Origin of the sequence: Methylobacterium nodulans ORS 2060, assembly GCF_000022085.1 — a bacterium.
GTDB classification, from domain to species: domain Bacteria; phylum Pseudomonadota; class Alphaproteobacteria; order Rhizobiales; family Beijerinckiaceae; genus Methylobacterium; species Methylobacterium nodulans.
Genome location: NC_011894.1, coordinates 7534171 through 7554365 on the forward strand (window position 1 = coordinate 7534171; position 20195 = coordinate 7554365).

Annotated in this window: 17 protein-coding genes; 11 read left to right on the plus strand and 6 right to left on the minus strand. The window is 71.3% G+C overall.

Annotated elements, in window-relative coordinates; genetic code table 11:
- Window positions 1–46 precede the first annotated feature (46 nt).
- From MNOD_RS35240 to MNOD_RS35260, 5 genes are all read left to right on the plus strand, one after another.
- Window positions 47–2875, plus strand: a complete 2829-nt coding sequence (locus MNOD_RS35240; RefSeq protein ID WP_015933740.1) for a bifunctional transaldolase/phosoglucose isomerase — start codon at window positions 47–49, stop codon at window positions 2873–2875.
- An 86-nt stretch (window positions 2876–2961) separates the two neighbouring features.
- Window positions 2962–3936: a phosphogluconate dehydrogenase (NAD(+)-dependent, decarboxylating) gene (gene gnd / locus MNOD_RS35245; protein WP_015933741.1), complete on the plus strand. Its 975-nt coding sequence runs from the start codon at window positions 2962–2964 to the stop codon at window positions 3934–3936.
- Between the two features lie 16 nt (window positions 3937–3952).
- Window positions 3953–5476 carry a glucose-6-phosphate dehydrogenase gene (zwf, locus tag MNOD_RS35250; protein ID WP_015933742.1) on the plus strand — a complete coding sequence of 508 codons (1524 nt, stop codon included), beginning with the start codon at window positions 3953–3955 and terminating at the stop codon, window positions 5474–5476.
- 1 nt (window position 5477) lies between these two features.
- Complete coding sequence (gene pgl, locus MNOD_RS35255; protein WP_015933743.1) at window positions 5478–6200, plus strand: 6-phosphogluconolactonase; 723 nt, start codon at window positions 5478–5480, stop codon at window positions 6198–6200.
- A 172-nt stretch (window positions 6201–6372) separates the two neighbouring features.
- Window positions 6373–7107 (plus strand): superoxide dismutase, encoded by a 735-nt coding sequence (locus MNOD_RS35260; protein WP_015933744.1) that lies wholly within the window; start codon window positions 6373–6375, stop codon window positions 7105–7107.
- Between the two features lie 304 nt (window positions 7108–7411).
- On the opposite strand, the gene MNOD_RS35265 is transcribed toward MNOD_RS35260, so the two are convergent.
- Window positions 7412–8497, minus strand: coding sequence for a 2'-deoxycytidine 5'-triphosphate deaminase (locus tag MNOD_RS35265; RefSeq protein ID WP_015933745.1), 1086 nt, complete (start codon window positions 8495–8497; stop codon window positions 7412–7414).
- A 198-nt stretch (window positions 8498–8695) separates the two neighbouring features.
- Here MNOD_RS35265 and apaG point away from each other — a divergent pair, with 198 nt between their 5' ends.
- The gene (gene apaG / locus MNOD_RS35270) at window positions 8696–9088 is read left to right on the plus strand and encodes a Co2+/Mg2+ efflux protein ApaG (protein ID WP_015933746.1); all 393 of its coding nucleotides are present in this window, start codon (window positions 8696–8698) and stop codon (window positions 9086–9088) included.
- A gap of 81 nt (window positions 9089–9169) precedes the next feature.
- Complete coding sequence (gene argE / locus MNOD_RS35275) at window positions 9170–10354, plus strand: acetylornithine deacetylase (protein ID WP_043752928.1); 1185 nt, start codon at window positions 9170–9172, stop codon at window positions 10352–10354.
- A gap of 273 nt (window positions 10355–10627) precedes the next feature.
- On the opposite strand, the gene MNOD_RS35280 is transcribed toward argE, so the two are convergent.
- The 5 genes from MNOD_RS35280 to MNOD_RS35300 all read right to left on the minus strand — a co-directional run bounded on the left by MNOD_RS35280 (window position 10628) and on the right by MNOD_RS35300 (window position 15713).
- On the minus strand, window positions 10628–11251 hold the full coding sequence (locus MNOD_RS35280; protein ID WP_015933748.1) for a LysE family translocator: 624 nt from the start codon (window positions 11249–11251) through the stop codon (window positions 10628–10630).
- Entirely contained in the window at window positions 11248–12291 is a 1044-nt protein-coding gene (locus tag MNOD_RS35285; protein WP_015933749.1) for a DUF2332 domain-containing protein, read from the minus strand. Before MNOD_RS35285 ends, MNOD_RS35280 begins: the two co-directional genes overlap by 4 nt.
- Before the next feature lie 80 nt (window positions 12292–12371).
- The gene (locus tag MNOD_RS35290) at window positions 12372–13385 is read right to left on the minus strand and encodes an Hsp33 family molecular chaperone (protein ID WP_015933750.1); all 1014 of its coding nucleotides are present in this window, start codon (window positions 13383–13385) and stop codon (window positions 12372–12374) included.
- Between the two features lie 190 nt (window positions 13386–13575).
- Entirely contained in the window at window positions 13576–14520 is a 945-nt protein-coding gene (gene argF, locus MNOD_RS35295; RefSeq protein ID WP_015933751.1) for an ornithine carbamoyltransferase, read from the minus strand.
- Window positions 14520–15713 (minus strand): aspartate aminotransferase family protein, encoded by a 1194-nt coding sequence (locus MNOD_RS35300; RefSeq protein WP_015933752.1) that lies wholly within the window; start codon window positions 15711–15713, stop codon window positions 14520–14522. Before MNOD_RS35300 ends, argF begins: the two co-directional genes overlap by 1 nt.
- Before the next feature lie 231 nt (window positions 15714–15944).
- Here MNOD_RS35300 and MNOD_RS35305 point away from each other — a divergent pair, with 231 nt between their 5' ends.
- From MNOD_RS35305 to ccoG, 4 genes are all read left to right on the plus strand, one after another.
- Window positions 15945–16418, plus strand: coding sequence for a RidA family protein (locus tag MNOD_RS35305; protein WP_015933753.1), 474 nt, complete (start codon window positions 15945–15947; stop codon window positions 16416–16418).
- Entirely contained in the window at window positions 16415–17170 is a 756-nt protein-coding gene (locus MNOD_RS35310) for a glycerophosphodiester phosphodiesterase family protein (RefSeq protein WP_015933754.1), read from the plus strand. Before MNOD_RS35305 ends, MNOD_RS35310 begins: the two co-directional genes overlap by 4 nt.
- A 386-nt stretch (window positions 17171–17556) precedes the next feature.
- Window positions 17557–18474 (plus strand): alpha/beta fold hydrolase, encoded by a 918-nt coding sequence (locus MNOD_RS35315; RefSeq protein WP_015933755.1) that lies wholly within the window; start codon window positions 17557–17559, stop codon window positions 18472–18474.
- Between the two features lie 229 nt (window positions 18475–18703).
- The gene (ccoG, locus tag MNOD_RS35320) at window positions 18704–20194 is read left to right on the plus strand and encodes a cytochrome c oxidase accessory protein CcoG (protein WP_015933756.1); all 1491 of its coding nucleotides are present in this window, start codon (window positions 18704–18706) and stop codon (window positions 20192–20194) included.
- Window position 20195 lies beyond the last annotated feature (1 nt).

The following is a 20195-nucleotide window of genomic DNA, read 5'->3' on the forward strand; positions in this document are numbered from 1 at the left end:
CGCGCGCTTGGCCACATTCCGGCGGGACAGGCTCAGGGAGGTCGGCATGAATCCGCTCAAGGCACTGCACGCGGAACAGGGTCAGGCGGTGTGGCTCGATTTCCTGGCGCGCGGCTTTGTCGCCAGGGGTGACCTCGGACGCCTCGTCACGGAGGATGGCCTGCGCGGCGTCACCTCGAACCCGGCGATCTTCGAGAAGGCGATCGGCCAGTCGGACGAGTACGACGACGCCCTGCGCAAGGCCGGCGACGGGCGGGTGGTCGATCTCTACGAGGGGCTCGCCATCGCGGATATCCAGGCCGCCGCCGATGTCCTGCGGTCGGTCTACGACGCGAGCGGCGGACGGGACGGCTTCGTGAGCCTCGAAGTCTCGCCCTACCTCGCCATGCACACGCAGGAGACCATCGCGGAGGCGCGCCGCCTCTGGGCCGCGGTGGCGCGCGACAACCTGATGGTCAAGGTCCCGGCGACGCCCGAGGGCCTGCCGGCGATCCGGACGCTCACGGCCGAAGGCATCAACGTCAACATCACCCTGCTGTTCTCCCAGGACGTCTACGAGGAGGTGGCGAACGCCTATATCGCGGGCCTGGAGGAACTCGCCGCGAAGGGCGGCCCGGTCGGGCGGATCGCGAGCGTCGCGAGCTTCTTCGTCAGCCGCATCGACTCGAACGTCGACGCGAAGCTCGACGAGCGGATCGCGAAGGCGGGCGCAGAGGAGAAGGCCGCGCTGGAGGCCCTGAAGGGCAGGGTCGCCATCGCCAACGCCAAGCTCGCCTATCAGCGCTACAAGCGCCTGTTCGCGGGAGCGCGCTGGGAGGCGCTGGCGGCGAAGGGCGCGCATCGGCAGCGCCTGCTCTGGGCCTCCACCGGCACCAAGAACAAGGCCTATTCGGACGTTCTCTACGTCGAGGAGCTGATCGGGCCGGACACGGTCAACACCATGCCGCCCGCCACGATGGACGCGTTCCGCGACCATGGGCGGGTGCGGGCGACCCTGGAGGAGGATGTCGGCGGGGCCGAGCGGATCCTGGCGAGCCTCGCGCGGGCCGGCATCGACCTCGATGCGGTGACGAAGGACCTCGTGCGCGAGGGCGTGCAGCTCTTCGCCGATGCCGCCGACAAGCTGCTGGGGGCGGTGGCGGGCAAGCGCGCCCGCTTCCTGGGCGAGCGGCTCGACCGCCAGGACCTGGCGCTGGGCAGCCTGAAGGAGCCGGTCGAGAAGGCCGCCGAGCAATGGCGGGCCGAGGGGCTGGTGCGCCGGCTGTGGCAGCGCGACGCCTCCGTGTGGACCGGCGCCGACGAGGCGCGCTGGCTCGGCTGGCTCGACATCGTCGAACAGGAGCTCGCAAAGGCCGCCGACTACGCCGCCTTCGCGGAGGAGATCCGCACCGAGGGATTCTCCGACGCCGTGGTGCTCGGCATGGGCGGCTCCAGTCTCGGGCCGGAGGTGCTGGCCGAGACCTATGGCGCGCGCGCCGGCTTCCCGCGCCTGCGCATCCTCGACTCGACGGATCCGGCGGAGGTGAAGGCGGTCGAGCAGGCGGTGGACCTTTCCCGCACGCTGTTCATCGTCGCCTCGAAATCCGGCTCGACGCTCGAACCCAACGTTTTTCGCGATTATTTCCTGGCCCGCATGCGCGCGGTGGTGGGCGAGACGGCGGGCCGCCATTTCGTCGCCGTGACCGATCCGGGCTCGGCGATGGAGAAGGCCGCGCAGGCCGACGGCTTCCGACGGATCTTCCACGGCGTGCCGGAGATCGGCGGGCGCTACTCGGTGCTCTCGGCCTTCGGGCTGGTGCCGGCGGCGGCGAGCGGCATCGACGTGGCGGCCTTCCTGGAGAGCGCCCGGCGCATGGTGCGCGCCTGCGGACCCGAGGTGCCGCCCGCGTTCAATCCGGGCGTGCAGCTCGGCCTCGCGCTCGGGCTCGCGGCGACCCTGCAGGGCCGCGACAAGGTCACGCTCGTCGCCTCGCCGGGCGTCGCCAGCTTCGGGGCCTGGGTCGAGCAGCTGATCGCCGAATCGACCGGCAAGGAGGGTAAGGGCCTCATCCCCATCGACAACGAGCCGCTCGGCGCTCCCGAGGTCTATGGGTCCGACCGCTTCTTCGTCCATCTGCGCCTCGACGACGGGGCGGATGCGGCCCAGGACGCGGCGCTGAAGGCCCTGGAGGCGGCAGGGCACCCGGTGGCGCGGATCGCCCTCGCCTCCCGCGAGGAGTTGCCGCAGGAATTCTTCCGCTTCGAGATCGCCACGGCGGTGGCGGGGGCGGTGCTCGGCATCAATCCGTTCGACCAGCCCGACGTCGAGGCGAGCAAGATCAAGACGCGGGAGCTCACGGCGGCGGCCGAGCGGGACGGTGCGCTCCCGGCCGAGACGCCGGTGGCGGAGGATACGGGCCTTGCCCTCTACACCGACCCGGCCAATGCGGAGGCCCTGCGCAAGGCGGGCGCTGGACAGGACCCGGAGAGCTGGCTGCGTGCCCAGATCGGCCGTGCGGGGCTAAGCGACTACGTTGCGCTCCTCGCCTATATCGAGCGCAAGCCCGACCATTTCGCCCCGCTCCAGGCCGCCCGGCTGGCTCTGCGGGATTCCAGGCGCGTGGCGACCTGCGTCGAGTTCGGGCCGCGCTTCCTCCACTCCACGGGCCAGGCCTACAAGGGCGGGCCGGACAGCGGCGTGTTCCTGCAGATCACCGCCGACCCGGCGCCGGACCTCGCCATCCCGGGCCGCTCCGTGAGCTTCGGCACCGTGATCGCCGCGCAGGCGCGGGGCGATTTCGGGGTGCTCTCCGAGCGCGGGCGGCGGGCGCTGCGCGTCCACATCAAGGGTGACTTGCGGTCTGGGCTCGATCGCCTCCGAAAGGCTCTGACCTAACTCAAGGCGGGTGCAGGGCCGCCTCGGCCCTGCCGGGGTGCGGGGCGGAGCCCATGCGGGGCGAAGCCCCGCCAAGGAGGGTCGCGATGCAGCTCGGCATGGTCGGTCTGGGTCGGATGGGCGGCAACATCGTGCGGCGGCTGCTCCGCGCCGGCCACAGGGCGGTGGTCTACGACCACAATCCCGCGGCGGTGGCCGCCCTGGTCGAGGCGGGCGCGACGGGCGCGGCGAGCCTGGAGGATTTCGTCTCCAGGCTCGACCTCCCCCGCGCCGTCTGGGTGATGCTGCCGGCCGGCGCGCCGACCGAGGACACGGTCAACGGCCTCGCCGCGCTGATGCAGGCGGGCGACGTCGTCATCGACGGCGGCAACTCCTTCTACAAGGACGATATCCGCCGGGCCGCGCACTTGCGCGAGAAGGGCCTGCACTACGTCGACGTCGGAACCTCAGGCGGCGTGTGGGGCCTGGAGCGCGGCTATTGCATGATGATCGGCGGAGCCAAGGAGGCGGTGGACCGCCTCGACCCGATCTTCGCGACCCTGGCGCCGGGCCTCGGCGACGTGCCGCGCACGCCGGGCCGCGAGGGCCGCGATCCGCGGGCCGAGCAGGGCTACATCCATGCGGGTCCGAGCGGCGCGGGCCACTTCGTCAAGATGATCCACAACGGCATCGAGTACGGCCTGATGCAGGCCTACGCGGAGGGGTTCGACATCCTGCGCCACGCCAATTCGCCGGACCTGCCGGAGGCGCAGCGCTTCGAGCTCGATCTCGGCGACATCGCGGAGGTGTGGCGGCGCGGCAGCGTGGTGTCGTCCTGGCTCCTCGACCTGACCGCGGCGGCGCTCGCCGGCGACGAGCATCTCGATGCCTTCACGGGGCACGTGGCCGATTCGGGCGAGGGACGCTGGACGCTCAACGCCGCGATCGAGGAGGCGGTGCCGGCCCATGTGCTCGCCGCCGCGCTCTTCGCCCGCTACCGCTCGCGGGAGACGGCCTCCTTCGCCGACAAGCTCCTCTCGGCCATGCGCAAGGGCTTCGGCGGCCATCAGGAACCGAAATAGCCTGGGGAGGCTTGCGATGACCGAGAAGACCGGCCGCACCAGTGCCCCGCCCGCCCCTGCCTGCACGCTCGTCATCTTCGGGGCGACGGGCGACCTGACCCACCGGCTGCTCATGCCGGCCCTCTACAATCTCGCCCGCTGGAAGCTCCTGCCGGAGCGCTTCGCCATCGTCGGCGTGAGCCGTAAGCCGATGTCGTCGGAGGATTACCGCGCCGACCTCACCGAGAGGGTGCGGGGTTTCATCACCGCCAGGGGCACCGAGGCCGGCGGCGGCTTCTTCGATGCGGCGACCTGGGACGGCCTCGTCTCCCGGGTCAGTTACCTGTCGGGCGACCTTGCCGACCTTGAGACCTTCGCCCGCCTGAAGCAGCATGTCGCCGAGGTGACGGGGCAGCGTGACGGCGGCAGCGTGCTGTTCTACCTCGCGGTGGCCGCACAGCTGTTCGGTCCGACGGTGAGGCAGCTCGGAGAGGCCGGGCTGATGCGGGAGCCCGAGGGGGCCTGGCGGCGCGTCATCATCGAGAAGCCCTTCGGGCACGACCTCGCCTCCGCGCGAGCGCTCAATCGCGAGATCCTCACATCCCTGTCCGAGGGGCAGGTCTTCCGCATCGACCATTTCCTCGGCAAGGAGACGGTGCAGAACATCCTGACCTTCCGATTCGGGAACGGGATGTTCGAGCCGGTCTGGAACCGCGACCATATCGACCACGTGCAGATCACGGTGGCGGAGACGGTCGGCGTCGAGGGGCGCGGGCGCTTCTACGAGGCGACCGGCGCGCTGCGGGACATGGTCCCGAACCACCTGTTCCAGCTCTTCACGCTCGTGGCCATGGAGCCGCCGATCTCCTTCGCGCCCGAGGCGGTGCGGGACAAGAAGCAGGAGGTGCTGCTCGCGACGCCCCCCGCCTCGCCGGACGCCGTGGTGCGCGGCCAGTACAGGGCGGGCCGCGTGCAGGAGCGGACCATGGCGGATTACCGGCGCGAGCCCGACGTCGCCGCGGACAGCCGCACCGAGACCTTCGTGGCCCTCAGGCTCGGCATCGACAATTGGCGCTGGGCCGGGGTGCCGTTCTACCTGCGCACCGGCAAGGCGATGACGCACCGCGACACCGAGATCGCGATCCGTTTCAAGCAGGCGCCGCTCGCCCTGTTCCGCGGCACGGGCGTGGAGGAGGCGATCGAGAATTGGCTGGTGCTGCAGCTCCAGCCCGACGAGGGCATCTCGCTGCAGTTCGGCGCCAAGGTCCCGGGCCCGGCCGTGCGGCTCGACACGGTGAAGATGCGCTTCTGCTACAAGGACTTCTTCAAGGTCGAGCCGAGCACCGGCTACGAGACGCTGATCTACGACGCGATGATCGGCGACTCGACCCTGTACCAGCGCGCCGACATGATCGAGGCGGGGTGGCGCATCGTGCAGCCGATCATCGATGCCGCCGACCGGGATCCGGTCCCCTACGCGGCGGGCAGCGCCGGCCCGCGCGAGGCGGACGACCTGCTCGCCCGCGACGGCCGGGCCTGGCGGCCGCTCGGAGACCACTGAGATGCCGCTCCTTCCGGCCGGCTCGGTCGTGCTGCCCGATCCCGATGCGGTTGCCCGCTCGGCGGCGGAGCGGCTGGTGGCGCTCGCATCCGGGACGCAGAGATGCGCGATCGCGCTGTCGGGCGGCTCGACCCCGAAGCGCCTCTACGCGCTGCTCGCCGGACCGGGCTTCCGGACGCGCGTGCCCTGGGGGCGGATCCACTGGTTCTTCGGCGACGAGCGCGTCGGCCCCTCGCCTGAGGCCGGCAGCAACCTGCGCATGGTGCGGGAGGCGTTCGGCCCCGATTCGCCCGTGCCGGAGGGCCACCTGCACCCGATTCCGACCGGGCCCGACCCCGATGCGGCCGCGGCGGCCTATGCGGCCGAGCTCGCGGCCTTCCACGGCGGCGGGACGCTCGATCCGGCCCGCCCGCTCTTCGATCTCGTGCTGCTCGGCCTCGGGGAGGACGGCCACACCGCCTCGCTCTTCCCCGGCAAGCCCGCGGTCGCGGTGACGGACCGGTGGGTCGTCGGCGTGCCGGAGGCGGGGCTCGCCCCCTTCGTGCCCCGGGTGAGCCTCACCCTGCCGGCCCTCGCCTCGTCGCGCCTCACCCTCTTCCTCGTCACAGGCGAGGGCAAGCGGGCGCCGCTCGGCCGGCTCGCCGCGGGCGAGGACCTGCCGGCCGGGCGGGTGCGCGCGCAGGGCGAGCTGGCCTGGCTCCTCGACGCGGCGGCAGCCGGGTGATGCCGCCCTCCGCGCCGCGCCCGGGACGCTCTCGGCGGGATCGCGCGAAGGGGCCCCGCGGTCGCGCCGGGGCCCCTTGCGAGGCCGCAGCATTTCTTTCGTCGAATCGTGAGACATTTCGGCGGTGAGCGCTCTAGCTTCCATCTCGCCCGCGTTGGAGACCGAAGGCCCGATGATCCAGCTTCACCGCCGTGCCCTGCTCGCGACCCTTGCGGGAGCCGCCGTGCTCCGCGCCCCGGTGGGCTCCGCCCAACGGGCTTTCGCCCAGCAGGCTCCGTCCGGCCCCTTCACCCTCGATCCGCTCCCCTACCCGGCCGCCAAGAACCAGCCGCATATCGATGCCGAGACGATGGAGATCCATCACGGGCGGCATCACGCGGCCTATGTGGCCAATCTCAACGCCGCGGTCGCCAAGCACGGCGAACTCGCCAGGAAGCCGCTGACCGAGATCCTCGCCAATCTGGGCGCCGTGCCGGAGGACGTGCGGACGGCGGTGCGCAACAATGGCGGCGGCCACGCCAACCACACCATGTTCTGGCAGATCATGGGCGGCGCGGGCGGCGAGCCCACCGGCGAGCTGAAGGCGGCGATCGACCGCGACCTCGGCGGGTTGTCCAAGCTGCAGGAGGACTTCAACGCCGCGGGCGGTCGCGTCTTCGGCTCGGGCTGGGTCTTCGTCACCGTGACGAAGGACGGCAAGCTCGCCCTCACCACGCGCCCGAACCAGGACACGCCGCTGATGGACGGCCAGCGGGTGCTGATGGGCAATGACGTCTGGGAGCACGCCTACTACCTGACCTACCGGAATCGCCGGCCGGATTACCTGAAGGCGTGGTGGCACGTGGTGGATTGGGGGAAGGTCGCGCAACGCTACGCCGCCGCGAAGGCGGGGACGCTGGGCGTCTGATCCGGTTTCCGGCTAATTTTTCCCGAGACGAGGGCGCGCAGGGAACCCCTCTCCCGAGCGGGAGAGGGGCAGGCGATCGAAGATCGCGCGTGAGGGTCCAGGTGGTTCAGCAAGAAGACTGAACCGGCGCGCTGCCAGCACCACGGCTTCAGAATCATTGCGGAACGGTCCGGGACCCTCACCCCTACCCCTCTCCCGCACGGGAGAGGGGATCCCGCGCTCTCTTGTCTCCGCTCTTGTCTCCGAACGGATCAACCGGAAGCCGAGTATCATCCCTCGGGGTCGGCAAAGGCCGGTGGTGAACTCACACGAAGTGCTTGGAGAGCTTCAGACCCTGCGCTTGGTAGTTCGATCCGGCCTGCGCACCGTAGAGCGCCGCCGGCCGCTCGGCCATGCGCTCATAGACCAGCCGGCCGACGATCTGGCCGTCCTCCAGCATGAAGGGCACGTCGCGGGAGCGCACCTCCAGCACGGCCCGCGCCCCGGTGCCGCCCGCGGCCGCGTGCCCGAAGCCGGGGTCGAAGAAACCCGCGTAATGCACCCGGAACTCGCCGACGAGCGGATCGAAGGGCACCATCTCGGCGGCGAAATCCGGCGGCACCTGCACGCATTCCTTCGAGGCCAGGATGTAGAACTGGCCTGGATCGAGGATCAGCGTGCCCGAGCCATCCGCGCGCAACGGCTCCCAGAACTCGGATACCGCGTAGCTCCTCGGCCGGTCCACGTCGACGAGGCCGGTGTGGCGCTTGGCGCGGTAGCCGATCAGGCCGTCGAACCCCGAGAGATCCACCGAGACGGCGACGCCGCCCTGAAACGAGGGATCGGCCGCGCTCACGAGGGGCGTCTCGGCATGCAGGCGCGCGAGAGCCGCGTCGTCGAGCCGCACGGCGCCGCGGCGGAAGCGGATCTGCGACAGCCGCGAGCCGGTGCGCACCAGCACCGGGAAGGTGCGCGGCGAGATCTCGGCGAAGAGCGGGCCGGCATAGCCGGGCTCCACCATGTCGAATTCCCGCGCCTGATCGGTGATGACGCGGGTGAAGACGTCGATGCGCCCGGTCGAGCTCTTCGGGTTGGCGCTCGCCGCGAGGTCCGGCGGCAGGGCGAGGCCCTCCTGCAGCTCCGCGATGTAGACGCAGCCGGTCTCCAGCACCGCCCCCTGGCGCAGATCGATCTCGTGCAGCTTGAGCTTGGCGAGGCAGGCGGTGACGTCCCGCAGGCGCCCGGGCAGGAAGCTCGCCCGCACCCGATAGGCCTTCCGCCCGAGCCGCAGGTCGAGGCTCGCGGGCTGGACCTGGTCGTCCGCGAAGGGGGCCTCGGTGCGGATCACGCCGGCAGCATGCAGCGCCGCGATGCTCTCCGCCGATTGAATTCCGTCGCGCAACGAGTCCATGGCCGACCATCCTTCCGGCCAGTGTCCTAGACCCGGGTTGCCGATCCATGAAGAAGGGGGCGGCGGATCCGCGTCATCCCGCAGGACTGCGCAGCGCACCCGCTGCCGATTGACGGCCGAAACGGCGGACCGTACCACGGCGCGGCTGGGCGGAGGCTCCGGTTCTCGGGGCGGCCGCGCCCCCCGGGAGGCTCCCTGATGTACAAGGCCGAGACCCGCGGCATCAGCGTGATCGTCACGCCCCGGTTCGTGGAGGAGGAATCCTCGCCGGACGAGAGCCGCTACTTCTTCGCCTATACGGTCGAGATCACCAACAACGGGCGCGACAGGGTGCAACTGCGCTCGCGGCACTGGCGCATCATCGACGGCCGGGGCGCCCTGCAGGAGGTGCGCGGCGCGGGCGTCGTCGGCAAGCAGCCCGTGCTGGGGCCCGGCGAGTCGTTCAGCTACACCAGCGGCTGCCCGCTGCCGACGCCGAACGGCACCATGGAGGGCACTTACACGATGGCGACCGCGGACGGCGAAAGCTTCGAGGCGGTGATCCCCGCCTTCTCCCTCGACGTGCCCCATATGCGCCGGGTCATGCACTGAGGGCATTGCCCCCGCGTTGGCGGCGGCACCGGGGACGCGTAGGCTGGAGCCGGCTTCCCCTCTGCCCGCTCCATGATCCCGATGATGAAATCCGGCACCCGCCTGACGCCGCTCGCCCTGCTCGAACGGCTCGTCGCCTTCGACACCGAGAGCGCGAAGTCGAACCTTTCGCTCATCGCCTTCGTGGAGGCGTATCTCGCCGGCTGGGGCGTGCCCTTCGTGCGCGTGCCGAACCGGGCCGGCGACAAGGCGGCGCTCTTCGCGACGATCGGGCCGATGCGGGACGGCGGCGTCGTGCTCTCCGGCCATACCGACGTGGTCTCCCCGGCCGGTCAGGACTGGTCGGGCGATCCCTTCCGGCTGCGGGTGGCGGATGGCCGCGTCATCGGCCGCGGCGCCGTCGACATGAAAGGGTTCTGCGCGCTCTGCCTCGCGCTCGTGCCCGAGATGCTGGCCGCGGAGCTCAGGACGCCGATCCATATCCTCCTCTCCTACGACGAGGAGACCACCTGCCTCGGGGTCGTGGACGTGATCGCCCGGCTCGGCGCCGACCTGCCGCGGCCCGGCGCCGTGATCGTCGGCGAGCCGACCGGCCTCGACGTGGCGGATGCGCACAAGAGCGTCGCCACCTACGTGACCACGGTCCACGGCCACGAGGCACATTCGGCCAAGCCCGCGCTCGGCGCGAACGCCATCATGGCGGCAGCGGAGCTCGTGGCGGAGCTCAACCGCATCGCCGACCAGATGATCGCCCGAGGCGATCCGAGCGGCCGCTTCGATCCGCCCTACACCACCGTGCATGTGGGCGTGATCGGCGGCGGGACGGTGCGCAATATCCTGCCGAAGACCTGCGCCTTCGAGTGGGAGTTCCGGGGCCTGCCGGATCTCGACCTCGACGAGATTCCCCGCCGCATGGCGGCCCATGCGGAGACCGTGACGCGTGAGCGCCTGAACCGCTTCGGCCCCTATGGCAGCATCGAGACGGTCCAGGATGCCTCCGTGCCGGGCCTCGCGCCGGAGCCCGGCTCGCCCGCCGAGCGCTTGGCGCTGCGGGTCGCCGGCCGCAACCGCACCATCTCGGTGCCCTATGCCACCGAGGCGGGCCGCTTCCAGCGCGCCGGCCTGCCCACCGTGGTGTGCGGCCCCGGCTCCATCGATCAGGCGCACCAGCCGGACGAGTACATCACGCTGGCCGCCTTCGAGGCCGGCGAGATCTTCCTGCGCGGCCTCATCCGCGAATGCGCGGCGGGCTGGAGCCCGGCCTGAATTCGCCAGCGGCTGAGTCGAGGCTGTTGGACGACCCTGAGGCGGTCACAAGGGCGCCCCCTCCTCTGGCGGCCCCAAACGGCCCTCATGCTGAGGTGCCGGCGATCGCAGATCGCGCAGGCGGCCTCGAAGCACCCCTGACCAGTCCTCCCGATCACCAGGATCTTGGACGAGCGGTCAGGCGTGCTTCGAGGCTGCGCGATCTTCGATCGCCCAGCACCTCCGCAGAGGAGCGGGGCGGCTTCCACGCAGGTCGATTTCGATCGAGGACGATTACGCCGCCGGACGGCGGGCAAGCGCGAGGCCGAGCCCCGCCCCGATCAGGACGCCGCCCGTGATGCGGTTGCGCCAGCGCCCGCCCGCACCGAGCAGGCCCTGCAGCCGCCCGGCGAGCAGGGCCCAGGCGCCGTCGAGCGTGACGGCGACAGCGAGGAAGGTGCCGGCGAGGAGGAGGAGCTGCGGCAGCGGCTCCCCGCGCGGGTCCAGGAACTGGGGCAGGAAGGCGCCGTAGAACAGGAGCGTCTTCGGGTTGGTGAGCGAGACCAGGAATCCGCCCGCCGCCACGGCCCGGGCGTCGCGCGCCGCCGGCCGCGTGCCGGCGAGATCCGCGGGAGCCGCCCGCCATGCGCGGATGCCGAGCCAGACAAGATAGGCCGCGCCGACCCAGCGCAGGACCGAGAACCAGCCCGACAGCAGCGTGAGGAGCGTCGTCGCGCCGAGAACGGTGAGGCCGAGCTGCACGACCATCGCGGCGCTCGTACCCGCAACCGTCGCGAGCCCATGGCGGGTGCCGTGCGCCACGCTGTTCGCCACGATGAGGGCGACGTTCGGTCCCGGGATCAGCACCAGGATCACGCTCGCCCCCACGAAGGCGAGATAGAGATCGAGGGGCATCATGCCGCGCTCCAGCGCAGCCACTGCCCATGCGGATGGGCGCTGGCGAGAATCCGCCGCTCGCCGCCCGGCCAGAGCGTGAGCGTCAGGGCGCAGGCGCTGCCGTCGAACTCGTAGGCGAGCCATGCGAGCGGGGTCGCGGGGCTCGCGCGGGCGCCCGCCTCCGCCAGCAGGGCGCCGACCCGCGCCTGCCCCGCCGGCGGAAAGTACTGGAGGGCGATCGAGTGCTGCACAACCCGCACCGTGCCGGGCTGCGGCGGCTCGGCCAGGCGGTCGGCGAGCCATGCGGTGGCCTCGCCGCGGTCGAGCGGCGGAGGCGTTTCCGCCGCGCACGCGATGGCGGCCTCCATGCGGGCGAGCCGCTCGCGCTGGTCGGGCCAGATATAGGCGACCAAGCGCTCGCGATGGCTGGCCTCGCGCAGGTCGAGGGGGTTGAGGTCGACGCCGCGGCGGGCCGCCACCGCGACCCGGGCGGCGGGAGGCGGCGGTCCCGTCCAGTCCGGAACGAGGCGCACCGGCGCCGCCGGATCGCCCGCCGCCACCCCGCCGAGGTCGTAGGCGTAGCGGTCGAGGACGAGGTTGAGGCCGGCGCTGGCTCCGATCTCCCACAGGATCATCGGCCGCTCGCCCGTGGCGGCCGCGACGGCCATCAATCCGGGCATCAGCACGCCGGAGCGCGCCACCTCGTTGGTCTGCGGCGGGCCGTCGAGCCAGGGGTCGAGATCGGCGCCCGCCTCGTCGAGGGCGCGCGCCGTCGCGTCCCACAAAGCCGCGGGGTCGAGGGGCGCGGGCGGGTAGAGGATCGCCAGTTCGGGGAGCCGGCCGCGGCGCACCAGGGCGTGCAGCCCGCCGCAGAGCCGCAGCGCCAGCGCGTCGGCCTCCGGCGGGCCGGGCCAGTCGAGGATGCGGCACCCGATCGCGCTGCGGCGGTCGAGCCACTCGGCGACGAGTCCGCAGAGAGAAGCCGTGAAGGGGGATCCAAGCCGGGCGCAATGGCCGGCCTGGATCGCGAAGGCTCGCCGAACGCTATCCTCTGCCGCCATCGCCGATCCTCCGCGGCGGCAGCGTAGCGGAGGGAGGGCCGGCGGTCACGGCTATCCGGACCCCGTCGCCCCGCGGCGCCTCAATGCCGGGCGCCGCCCGCGAGCTCCGCCTCCACCTCCGCCGGGTCGAGGTCGTAATGGCGCGAGCAGAACTCGCAGGTGATGCCGATGCGGCCGTTCTCGCCGATCATGTGGCGGCGATCCTCGTCGGAGAAGCGGCGGATCATCCCCATCACCCGCTCGCGCGAGCAGCGGCAGGCCTCGTGCACGCCCCGGCTCTTGAACACCCGCACGCCGCGCTCGTGGAAGAGCCGGTACAGCAGGCGCTCGCTCGACACGGTCGGATCCACCAACTCGTGGTCCTCCGTGGTGGCGACGAGCGACTTCGCCTCGATCCAGGCGTCGTCCTCCGGCACCGCCCGCTCGTCGAGCCGCGCGTGACCCTCCGGGATGTCGCCCGGCGGCAGGTCGCCCGAGCGCGCCCGCTCGGGCGATTGGGGCAGGAACTGCACGAGCAGGCCGCCGGCCCGCCAGCTGCGCGTCCCCTCCTCCAGCCGCTCGGCGACCGCGAGGCGCACCCGGGTCGGGATCTGCTCCGATTGCTGGAAATACTGGTGGGCCGCCTCCTCGAAGCCTTGGCCTGCGAGGGCGACGACGCCCTGGTAGCGGCTCTGGGCCGAGCCCTGGTCGATGGTCATGGCGAGGTGGCCGTTCCCGAGGAGATCGGCCGTGCCTCGGCGGCCGGACCCGAGCGCCGCGACGCGCCCGGCGTCGAAACGCGCGGTGGCGCGCAGGCGGTCGGGCGCCTCGAAATCCACCACCACCATGTCGATGGGGCCGTCGGTCTTGGTCTGGAGCTGGAAGCGGCCCTCGAACTTGAGGGAGGAGCCGAGCAGGACCGTGAGCGCCGCCGCCTCGCCGAGCGCCCGGGCGACGGGGTCCGGATAGCCGTGGCGGCGCAGGATCGTGTCGACGGACGGGCCGAGCCGCACGATGCGGCCGCGGACGTCGAGGGGCCCGACCGAGAAGGGGAGCACCACGTCGTCGCGGCCCGCGGCCGCGAGGTCGATCTGGGAGGAAGTGTCGGAGCTCATGTCCTCTCCGGGGCCGAGGCGGCTTAAGGCCGCGGCGGCTCGCTCGAACGGATCGATGGTCTCCCGGCGGCGCGGCTCCATGCCTCCGATCCCGCCGGCGGGCCGGCGGGGCGACGCAGTCAGCGAAGGATGGAACCGCCGCGTAGAGAGACCGGCGGTTCCTCCGATATGGGGAGCCGCCTCGCGCTTTTCACGCCTCGACGGCGCCGAGGCACCAGGCGAGGATGCCCTTCTGGGCGTGCAGCCGGTTCTCGGCCTCGTCGAAGACCACCGATTGCGGCCCGTCGATCACCTCGGCGGTGACCTCCTCGCCGCGATGGGCCGGCAGGCAATGCATGAAGATCGCATCCTTGGCCGCAGCCTGCATCAGCTTGCCGTTGACCTGATAGGGCATCAGCAGGTTGTGGCGGTGCGCCTCGTCCTCGTCGCCCATGGACACCCAGCAATCGGTGACGACCGCATCCGCTCCGGCGACGGCCTCGAACGGGTCCGTGGTGACGTTGATCTGCGCGCCCTCGGCCTTGGCCCAGGCCAGGAGGTCCGGCCGCACCGCGAGTTCCGGCGGGCAGGCGACGTTGAGGCGGAAGTCGAACCGAGCCGCCGCATGCGCCCAGGAGGCCAGGACGTTGTTGGCGTCGCCCGACCACGCCACGGTGCGACCGCGGATCGGCCCGCGATGCTCCTCGAAGGTCAGCACATCGGCCATGATCTGGCAGGGATGCGAGACCTTGGTGAGGCCGTTGATCACCGGCACCTCGGCATGCGCGGCGAGTTCCTGCATCATGCCGTGGTCGAGGATGCGGATCATGATCGCGTCGACGTAGCGCGACAGGACCCGGGCCGTGTCCGCCACCGTCTCGCCGCGGCCGAGCTGCATCTCCTTGCCGGTCAGCATCAGCGTCTCGCCGCCGAGTTCCCGCATGGCGACGTCGAAGGAGACGCGGGTGCGGGTCGAGGGACGGTCGAACACCATCGCCAGCACCTTGCCGGCGAGCGGGCGCTCCGCCGGCGGCTGCCCCTTGCGGCGGTGGCGCTTCAGCTCCGCGCAGGCATCGAGCACCGTGCGCAGCTGCCCGGGCGAGAGGTCCGTCAGGTCGAGGAAGTGCCGGGGACCGGACGTGAAGGGTGCGTTCATCACTCGGCCGCTCCCCGCATGGAGGTTTCCAGGGACGAGGAAGCGGCCTCGAGGCGGTTCAGCGCCTCGTCCACCTCCGCCTCGCCGATGATCAGGGGCGGCAGGAGCCGCACCACGTTGTCGCCGGCCGGAATCACGAGCAGGTGCTCGGCCCGGGCCGCCGCGGCGAAGTCGGTGTTGGGCACCACGCAGCGCAGGCCCACCATCAGGCCCTCGCCGCGCACCTCGGCGATCACGTCCGGATGCCGGTCCGTGAGGGCGGCGAGGCGCTGCTTGAGGAGGAGCCCGGTCCGGCGGACATGCTCCAGGAAGCCCGGCGCCAGCACGACGTCGAGCACCGCGTTGCCGACCGCCATGGCGAGCGGGTTGCCGCCGAAGGTGGTGCCGTGGCTGCCCACCGTCATGCCGCACGCCGCCTCGCGCGTGGCGAGGCAGACGCCGAGCGGGAAGCCGCCGCCGATGCCCTTGGCCGCCGACATGATGTCGGGCGTCACGCCCGACCATTCATGCGCGAACAGCTTGCCGGTGCGCCCGACGCCGGTCTGCACCTCGTCCATGATCAGGAGCAGGCCGTGCTCGTCGCACAGGGCGCGCAGGGTGCGCAGCCACTCGGGCGCCACCACCCGCAGGCCGCCCTCGCCCTGGATCGGCTCGATCATCAGGGCCGCGGTCTCGGGCGTGATGGCGGCCTTGAGGGCCGTGAGGTCGCCGTAGGGCACCTGGTCGAAGCCTTCGACCTTGGGGCCGAAGCCCTCGATGTATTTCTGCTGCCCGCCCGCCGCGATGGTGGCGAGCGTCCGCCCATGGAAGGCGCCCTCGAAGGTCACGATCCGGAACCGCTCCGGGTGGCCGCCCGCGGCGTGGTACTTGCGCGCCATCTTGATGGCGGCCTCGTTCGCCTCCGCGCCGGAATTCGAGAAGAAGGCGACGTCCGCGAAGGTCGCCTCCACGAGGCGCTGCGCGAAGCGCTCGCCCTCCGGGATCTCGAACAGGTTCGAGACGTGCCAGACCTTCCGGGCCTGCTCGGTGAGTGCCGCGACGAGATGCGGATGGGCGTGGCCGAGGGCGTTGACGGCGATGCCGGCGCCGAAGTCGAGATATCGCGACCCGTCTCGGGCCACGAGCCACGCGCCCTCCCCGCGTTCGAACGACACCTTGGCCCTGGCATAGGTCGGCAAGAGGGCGGACGTCACGTTCCCGTCTCCGTCGCGGCCGCCTTAGCGAAGGACGGCCAAAAAGAAAGCGCCGCCTCAAGGGGCGGCACGCGCGCGAATACTTAGGGATCGATGCCGCTCTGTCAACGCCGGAGCCTGCCGCGGAGGCTCGCGCCGTGATGGCGCTTGCCTGTGGCGGGCTTGCCATGGCGGCCCCGGTTGGGCCAGACAGCCACGATCGACTAAAGCGAACCTTCAAGGAGAGAGTGCATGAGCGCGACGCTCGAGCGGCTGAAGGAACTCGGCTACGTGCTGCCCCCGGCCGCCGCACCGGTGGCGAACTACGTCCCCTTCAAGCGGGCGGGCAACCTCGTGGTGGTCTCCGGCCAGCTCTGCTTCGGGGCCGACGGCCAGCTCGATGCGCGCCATAAGGGCAAGGTCGGGGCCGAGGTGACGCCCGAGGTGGCGACCGAGGCCGCGCGCTTCTGCGCCCTCAACGTGCTGGCCCAGCTCCAGGCCGCGGTGGGCAATCTCGACGAGGCCGTGGTCAGCTGCATCCGCCTCGGCGGCTTCATCAACACGGCGCCCGGCTTCTCGGCGGTGGCGGGCGTGATGAACGGCGCCTCGGACCTGATGGTGCAGGTGCTGGGCGACCGCGGGCGGCACGCCCGGTCCACGGTCGGCGTCGCCGAACTGCCCCTCGACGCGGTCGTCGAGGTCGAGGGCATGTTCGAGGTGCGATGACCCCGCCCCTCGCGCCGGACTGGCTCACCGCCCGCCCGATCGCCCATCGCGGCCTGCACGACCGGGCGGCGGGTATCCCTGAGAACACGCTCGCGGCCGCCGAGGCCGCGATCGCCGGCGGCTACGCGATCGAGTGCGATGTGCGCTTAAGCGGCGACGGCGAGGCGATGGTCTTCCACGACGAGGCGCTCGGGCGCCTCACCGGGGAGACCGGCCTCGTGCGCGAGCGCCGGGCGGAGGATCTGGCGCGGCTCGCCCTGATGGGCAGCGCCGAGCGCATCCCCTCTCTGCCGGACTTCCTCGGCCGGATCGCAGGACGCACGCCCCTCGTGATCGAGGTGAAGTCGCGCCACGACGGCGATCTCGCGCTCACCCGCCGGGTCGCCGCGATCGTGGCGGGCTACGAGGGTCCGGTCGCGCTCAAGTCCTTCGATCCGCTCGTCGTCGGGGTGCTGGCCGATCTCGCGCCGGGCGTGCCCCGCGGCATCGTCGCGGAGAGCCGGCAGGACGACCCGGCCTACGCTCTCATGACGGCCGAGGCGCGGCTGAGCCTCGCCCATCTGCTGCACTTCGCCGAGAGCCGGCCGGACTTCCTGTCCTGGCGGGTCGACGACCTGCCGAATGCCGCCACCCATCTGTCGCGGCTGCTGGGTGCCCGCCCGGTGATGACCTGGACCGTTCGCACGCCCGAGCAGCAGGAGCGGGCGCGCCGCCATGCGGACCAGATGGTGTTCGAGGGTTTCCGGGCTTAAGCGCGGGAGATCCCGCTCCCTCCCCTGTCCCGGGCGCATGCAGCGCCAGCGGAATGCGACCCGGGACTTAAGCCGAGAAGTCGCGTAGCGACCGTTTTTTAGCACAGGTGCTGGAATATTGAGCCGCTTCGCGGCGAGTTCTCGTGCTGGATTCCGGATCTCCTTCCGCTGACGCTGCAGTCGTCCGGAAAAGGGCCGGGCCACTTGCGGCAGATCAATGCGCTCCGGCCGCGCATGCATGACGGATCAGCATCGCCCTCAGCAGCGCGGGCCGGAATCCGGACGGATGGACCCGGCCCAAGGCGCCCTCCGATGGCAGCCCCATCGGCCCTCATGCTGAGGTGCAGGGCGGCTGCCACGCAGGCCAGGTTCCATTGAGGTGTGCCATGAGCAAGACGATCGATTTCGTCGGCTTCCTTTCCCGCCTGTCCGGTGAAAAGGTGATGTCCGGTCTGAAGCGGAAGATTTCAAGCAGCGGAACGCCAAGTGTGGAGCTGGCATTCGAACTGCATCTGCCGAACAACTCGTTCTCCGACCTCCTGATCTTCTATCACGGCGGCGGCGCTCATCGTCGCGCCGGCTACGACCGGCTGGGGGACGCGCTCGTCCGCGATGGGGGCATCGCGGTATGTCTGCCGGACCTGCGTGGTCACGGAGCTTCGGGGGGACGACGCGGCCATGCGCCGACCCCGGATGCGATCTGGGACGATGTCGACCGACTCGTCGGCGCCATGCGGCGGGAATTTCCCGGCACGCGGGTGCATCTCGGAGGCCACTCCAGCGGCGCCGGAATGCTCCTCAACCATCTGACGCGGCGACGCCCGGCCGAACCGGTCGATGGTCTGGTTCTCCTGGCGCCGGAACTGGGCTTTCGCTCCGGGCTCTATCGCGACCACAGCACCTTCGGCTCCTTCGCGCGGGTCTCGACTTGGCCATTTCTTCTCTCTGCCTTCAGCGGCGGCCATCTGGGTGCCGGAATCGAGGCCGTGCGCTTCGATTACGGCAACGCAGAGAACGTCGAGGGCTGTCTGGCCTCCTACACGGTTGGCATGGCCAATGCCGTGACGCCCACCGACCCTGCGCGCCAGCTCGGTCGTCTGAGCGTTCCGACGACCATCGGCCTGCCGGAGAATGATGAACTCATCGACGTCGAACGACTGGAAGCCTTTCTCGCCCGCCATGCCGCGAAAGAGGTCCGATGGGAACGCCTGCCGGGACTCGGTCATCTCGACGTACTCCTCGGCGCGGCTCCCTTCATCCGCTCGGCGCTCTTGCTCGACTCTCCCCCTGGAGGCGGCCAATGACCGGTGTGCTCGACGTCGCCTTCCCTGCGCTGCGGCTCTGCTTGGAGCCGTTCCCGTGAGCGCCGACGACATCCGCATGGCGCAGCCATCCCGTATGGCGAAGCCATCGACCGGAGGTCGGATGAGCTCACCACCGGCCGGGCCACTTGCGGCAGATCAATGCGCCCCGGCCGCGCATGCATGACGGATCCGGCATCGCCCGCAGCAGCGCGGGCCGGAATCCGGACGGATGGACACGGTCGACACCGCCCCGCAGAGGGGCACCACCACGCTTCTCGTCGGACGCGAGCGCGCCGTCGCGGGCGTCGTCCCGCCCGAGACGGGCGCCCTCTACGCGGCGCGACGGAAGATCCACCCGCAGGGCGTGCGCGGGCGCTTCCGCACGCTGAAATGGGTCATCCTGGCGGTCACCCTGGGCATCTACTACCTCGTGCCGTTCCTGCGCTGGGATCGCGGCCCGGGGGCGCCGTCGCAGGCGGTGCTGATCGACCTCGACAAGGGGCGGTTCTACTTCTTCTTCATCGAACTGTGGCCGCAGGAGGTCACCTATGTGATGGGCCTGCTGATCCTGGCGGCCTTCACGCTCTTCTTCATGAATGCGGTCGCGGGCCGGGTCTGGTGCGGCTATCTCTGCCCGCAGACGGTCTGGACCGACCTCTTCCTGGCCGTCGAGCGCCTGATCGAGGGCGACCGGCGCGCGCGGATCCGCCTCGACGCCGCGCCCTGGTCCCTGGAGAAGCTCACGGCGCGGATCCTCAAACACGCGATCTGGATCGGGATCGCGTGGTGGACCGGCGGCGCCTGGGTCCTCTACTTCGCGGACGCGCCGACCCTCGTGCGCGATCTCGCCACCTTCCAGGCCCCGCCCGTCGCCTATGCGGCGATCCTGATCCTCACCGTCACGACCTACACGCTCGCCGGCCACATGCGCGAGCAGGTCTGCACCTACATGTGCCCCTGGCCGCGCATCCAGGGCGCGCTCACCGACGAGGATTCCGTCGCCGTCACCTACCGGTACGACCGCGGCGAGCCCCGCATCGCGGCCAAGAAGGCGCAAGGCCTGCGGGAGGCGGGCCGGCCGGCCGGCGATTGTGTCGATTGCCGGCAATGCGTCGTCGTCTGCCCGACCGGGGTCGACATCCGCGAGGGTCTGCAGATGCCCTGCATCCAGTGCGGGCTCTGCGTCGATGCCTGCAATGCGGTGATGACGAAGCTCGGCCGTCCGACCGGCCTCATCGCCTACGACACAGAGGCGAATTGCGAGCGCCGGCGGCGGGGCGAGGCGCCGGTCATCCGCCTCGTCCGGCCGCGCACCCTGCTCTACGCGCTCCTCGTCGCCGGGGTGGGAGGCACGATGCTCTACGGCCTCGCCACCCGCAGCTTCACGACCTTGAGCGTCCTGCACGACCGCAACCCGCTCTTCGTCACCCTGGCGGACGGCTCCATCCGCAACGGGCTGACGCTGCGGATCGTCAACAAGCGCCCGGTCGCGCGCAGTTTCGCCCTGGCCGTCGAGGGCGTGTCGGGCCTGCGGGTCGACGTCGTCGGCGCGCCCGACGGGCGGCTCGCGGTCGGCCCGGACGCCACGCAGGAATTCCGCGCGCTGGCCTTCGCGCCCGCCGGGGCGCCCCTCGACAAGTCCACCCCGCTCGTCCTGCGCATCACCGATCTCGAATCCGGCGAGACGGCGCGCGCGCAGGACCATTTCAAAGCCCCCTGAT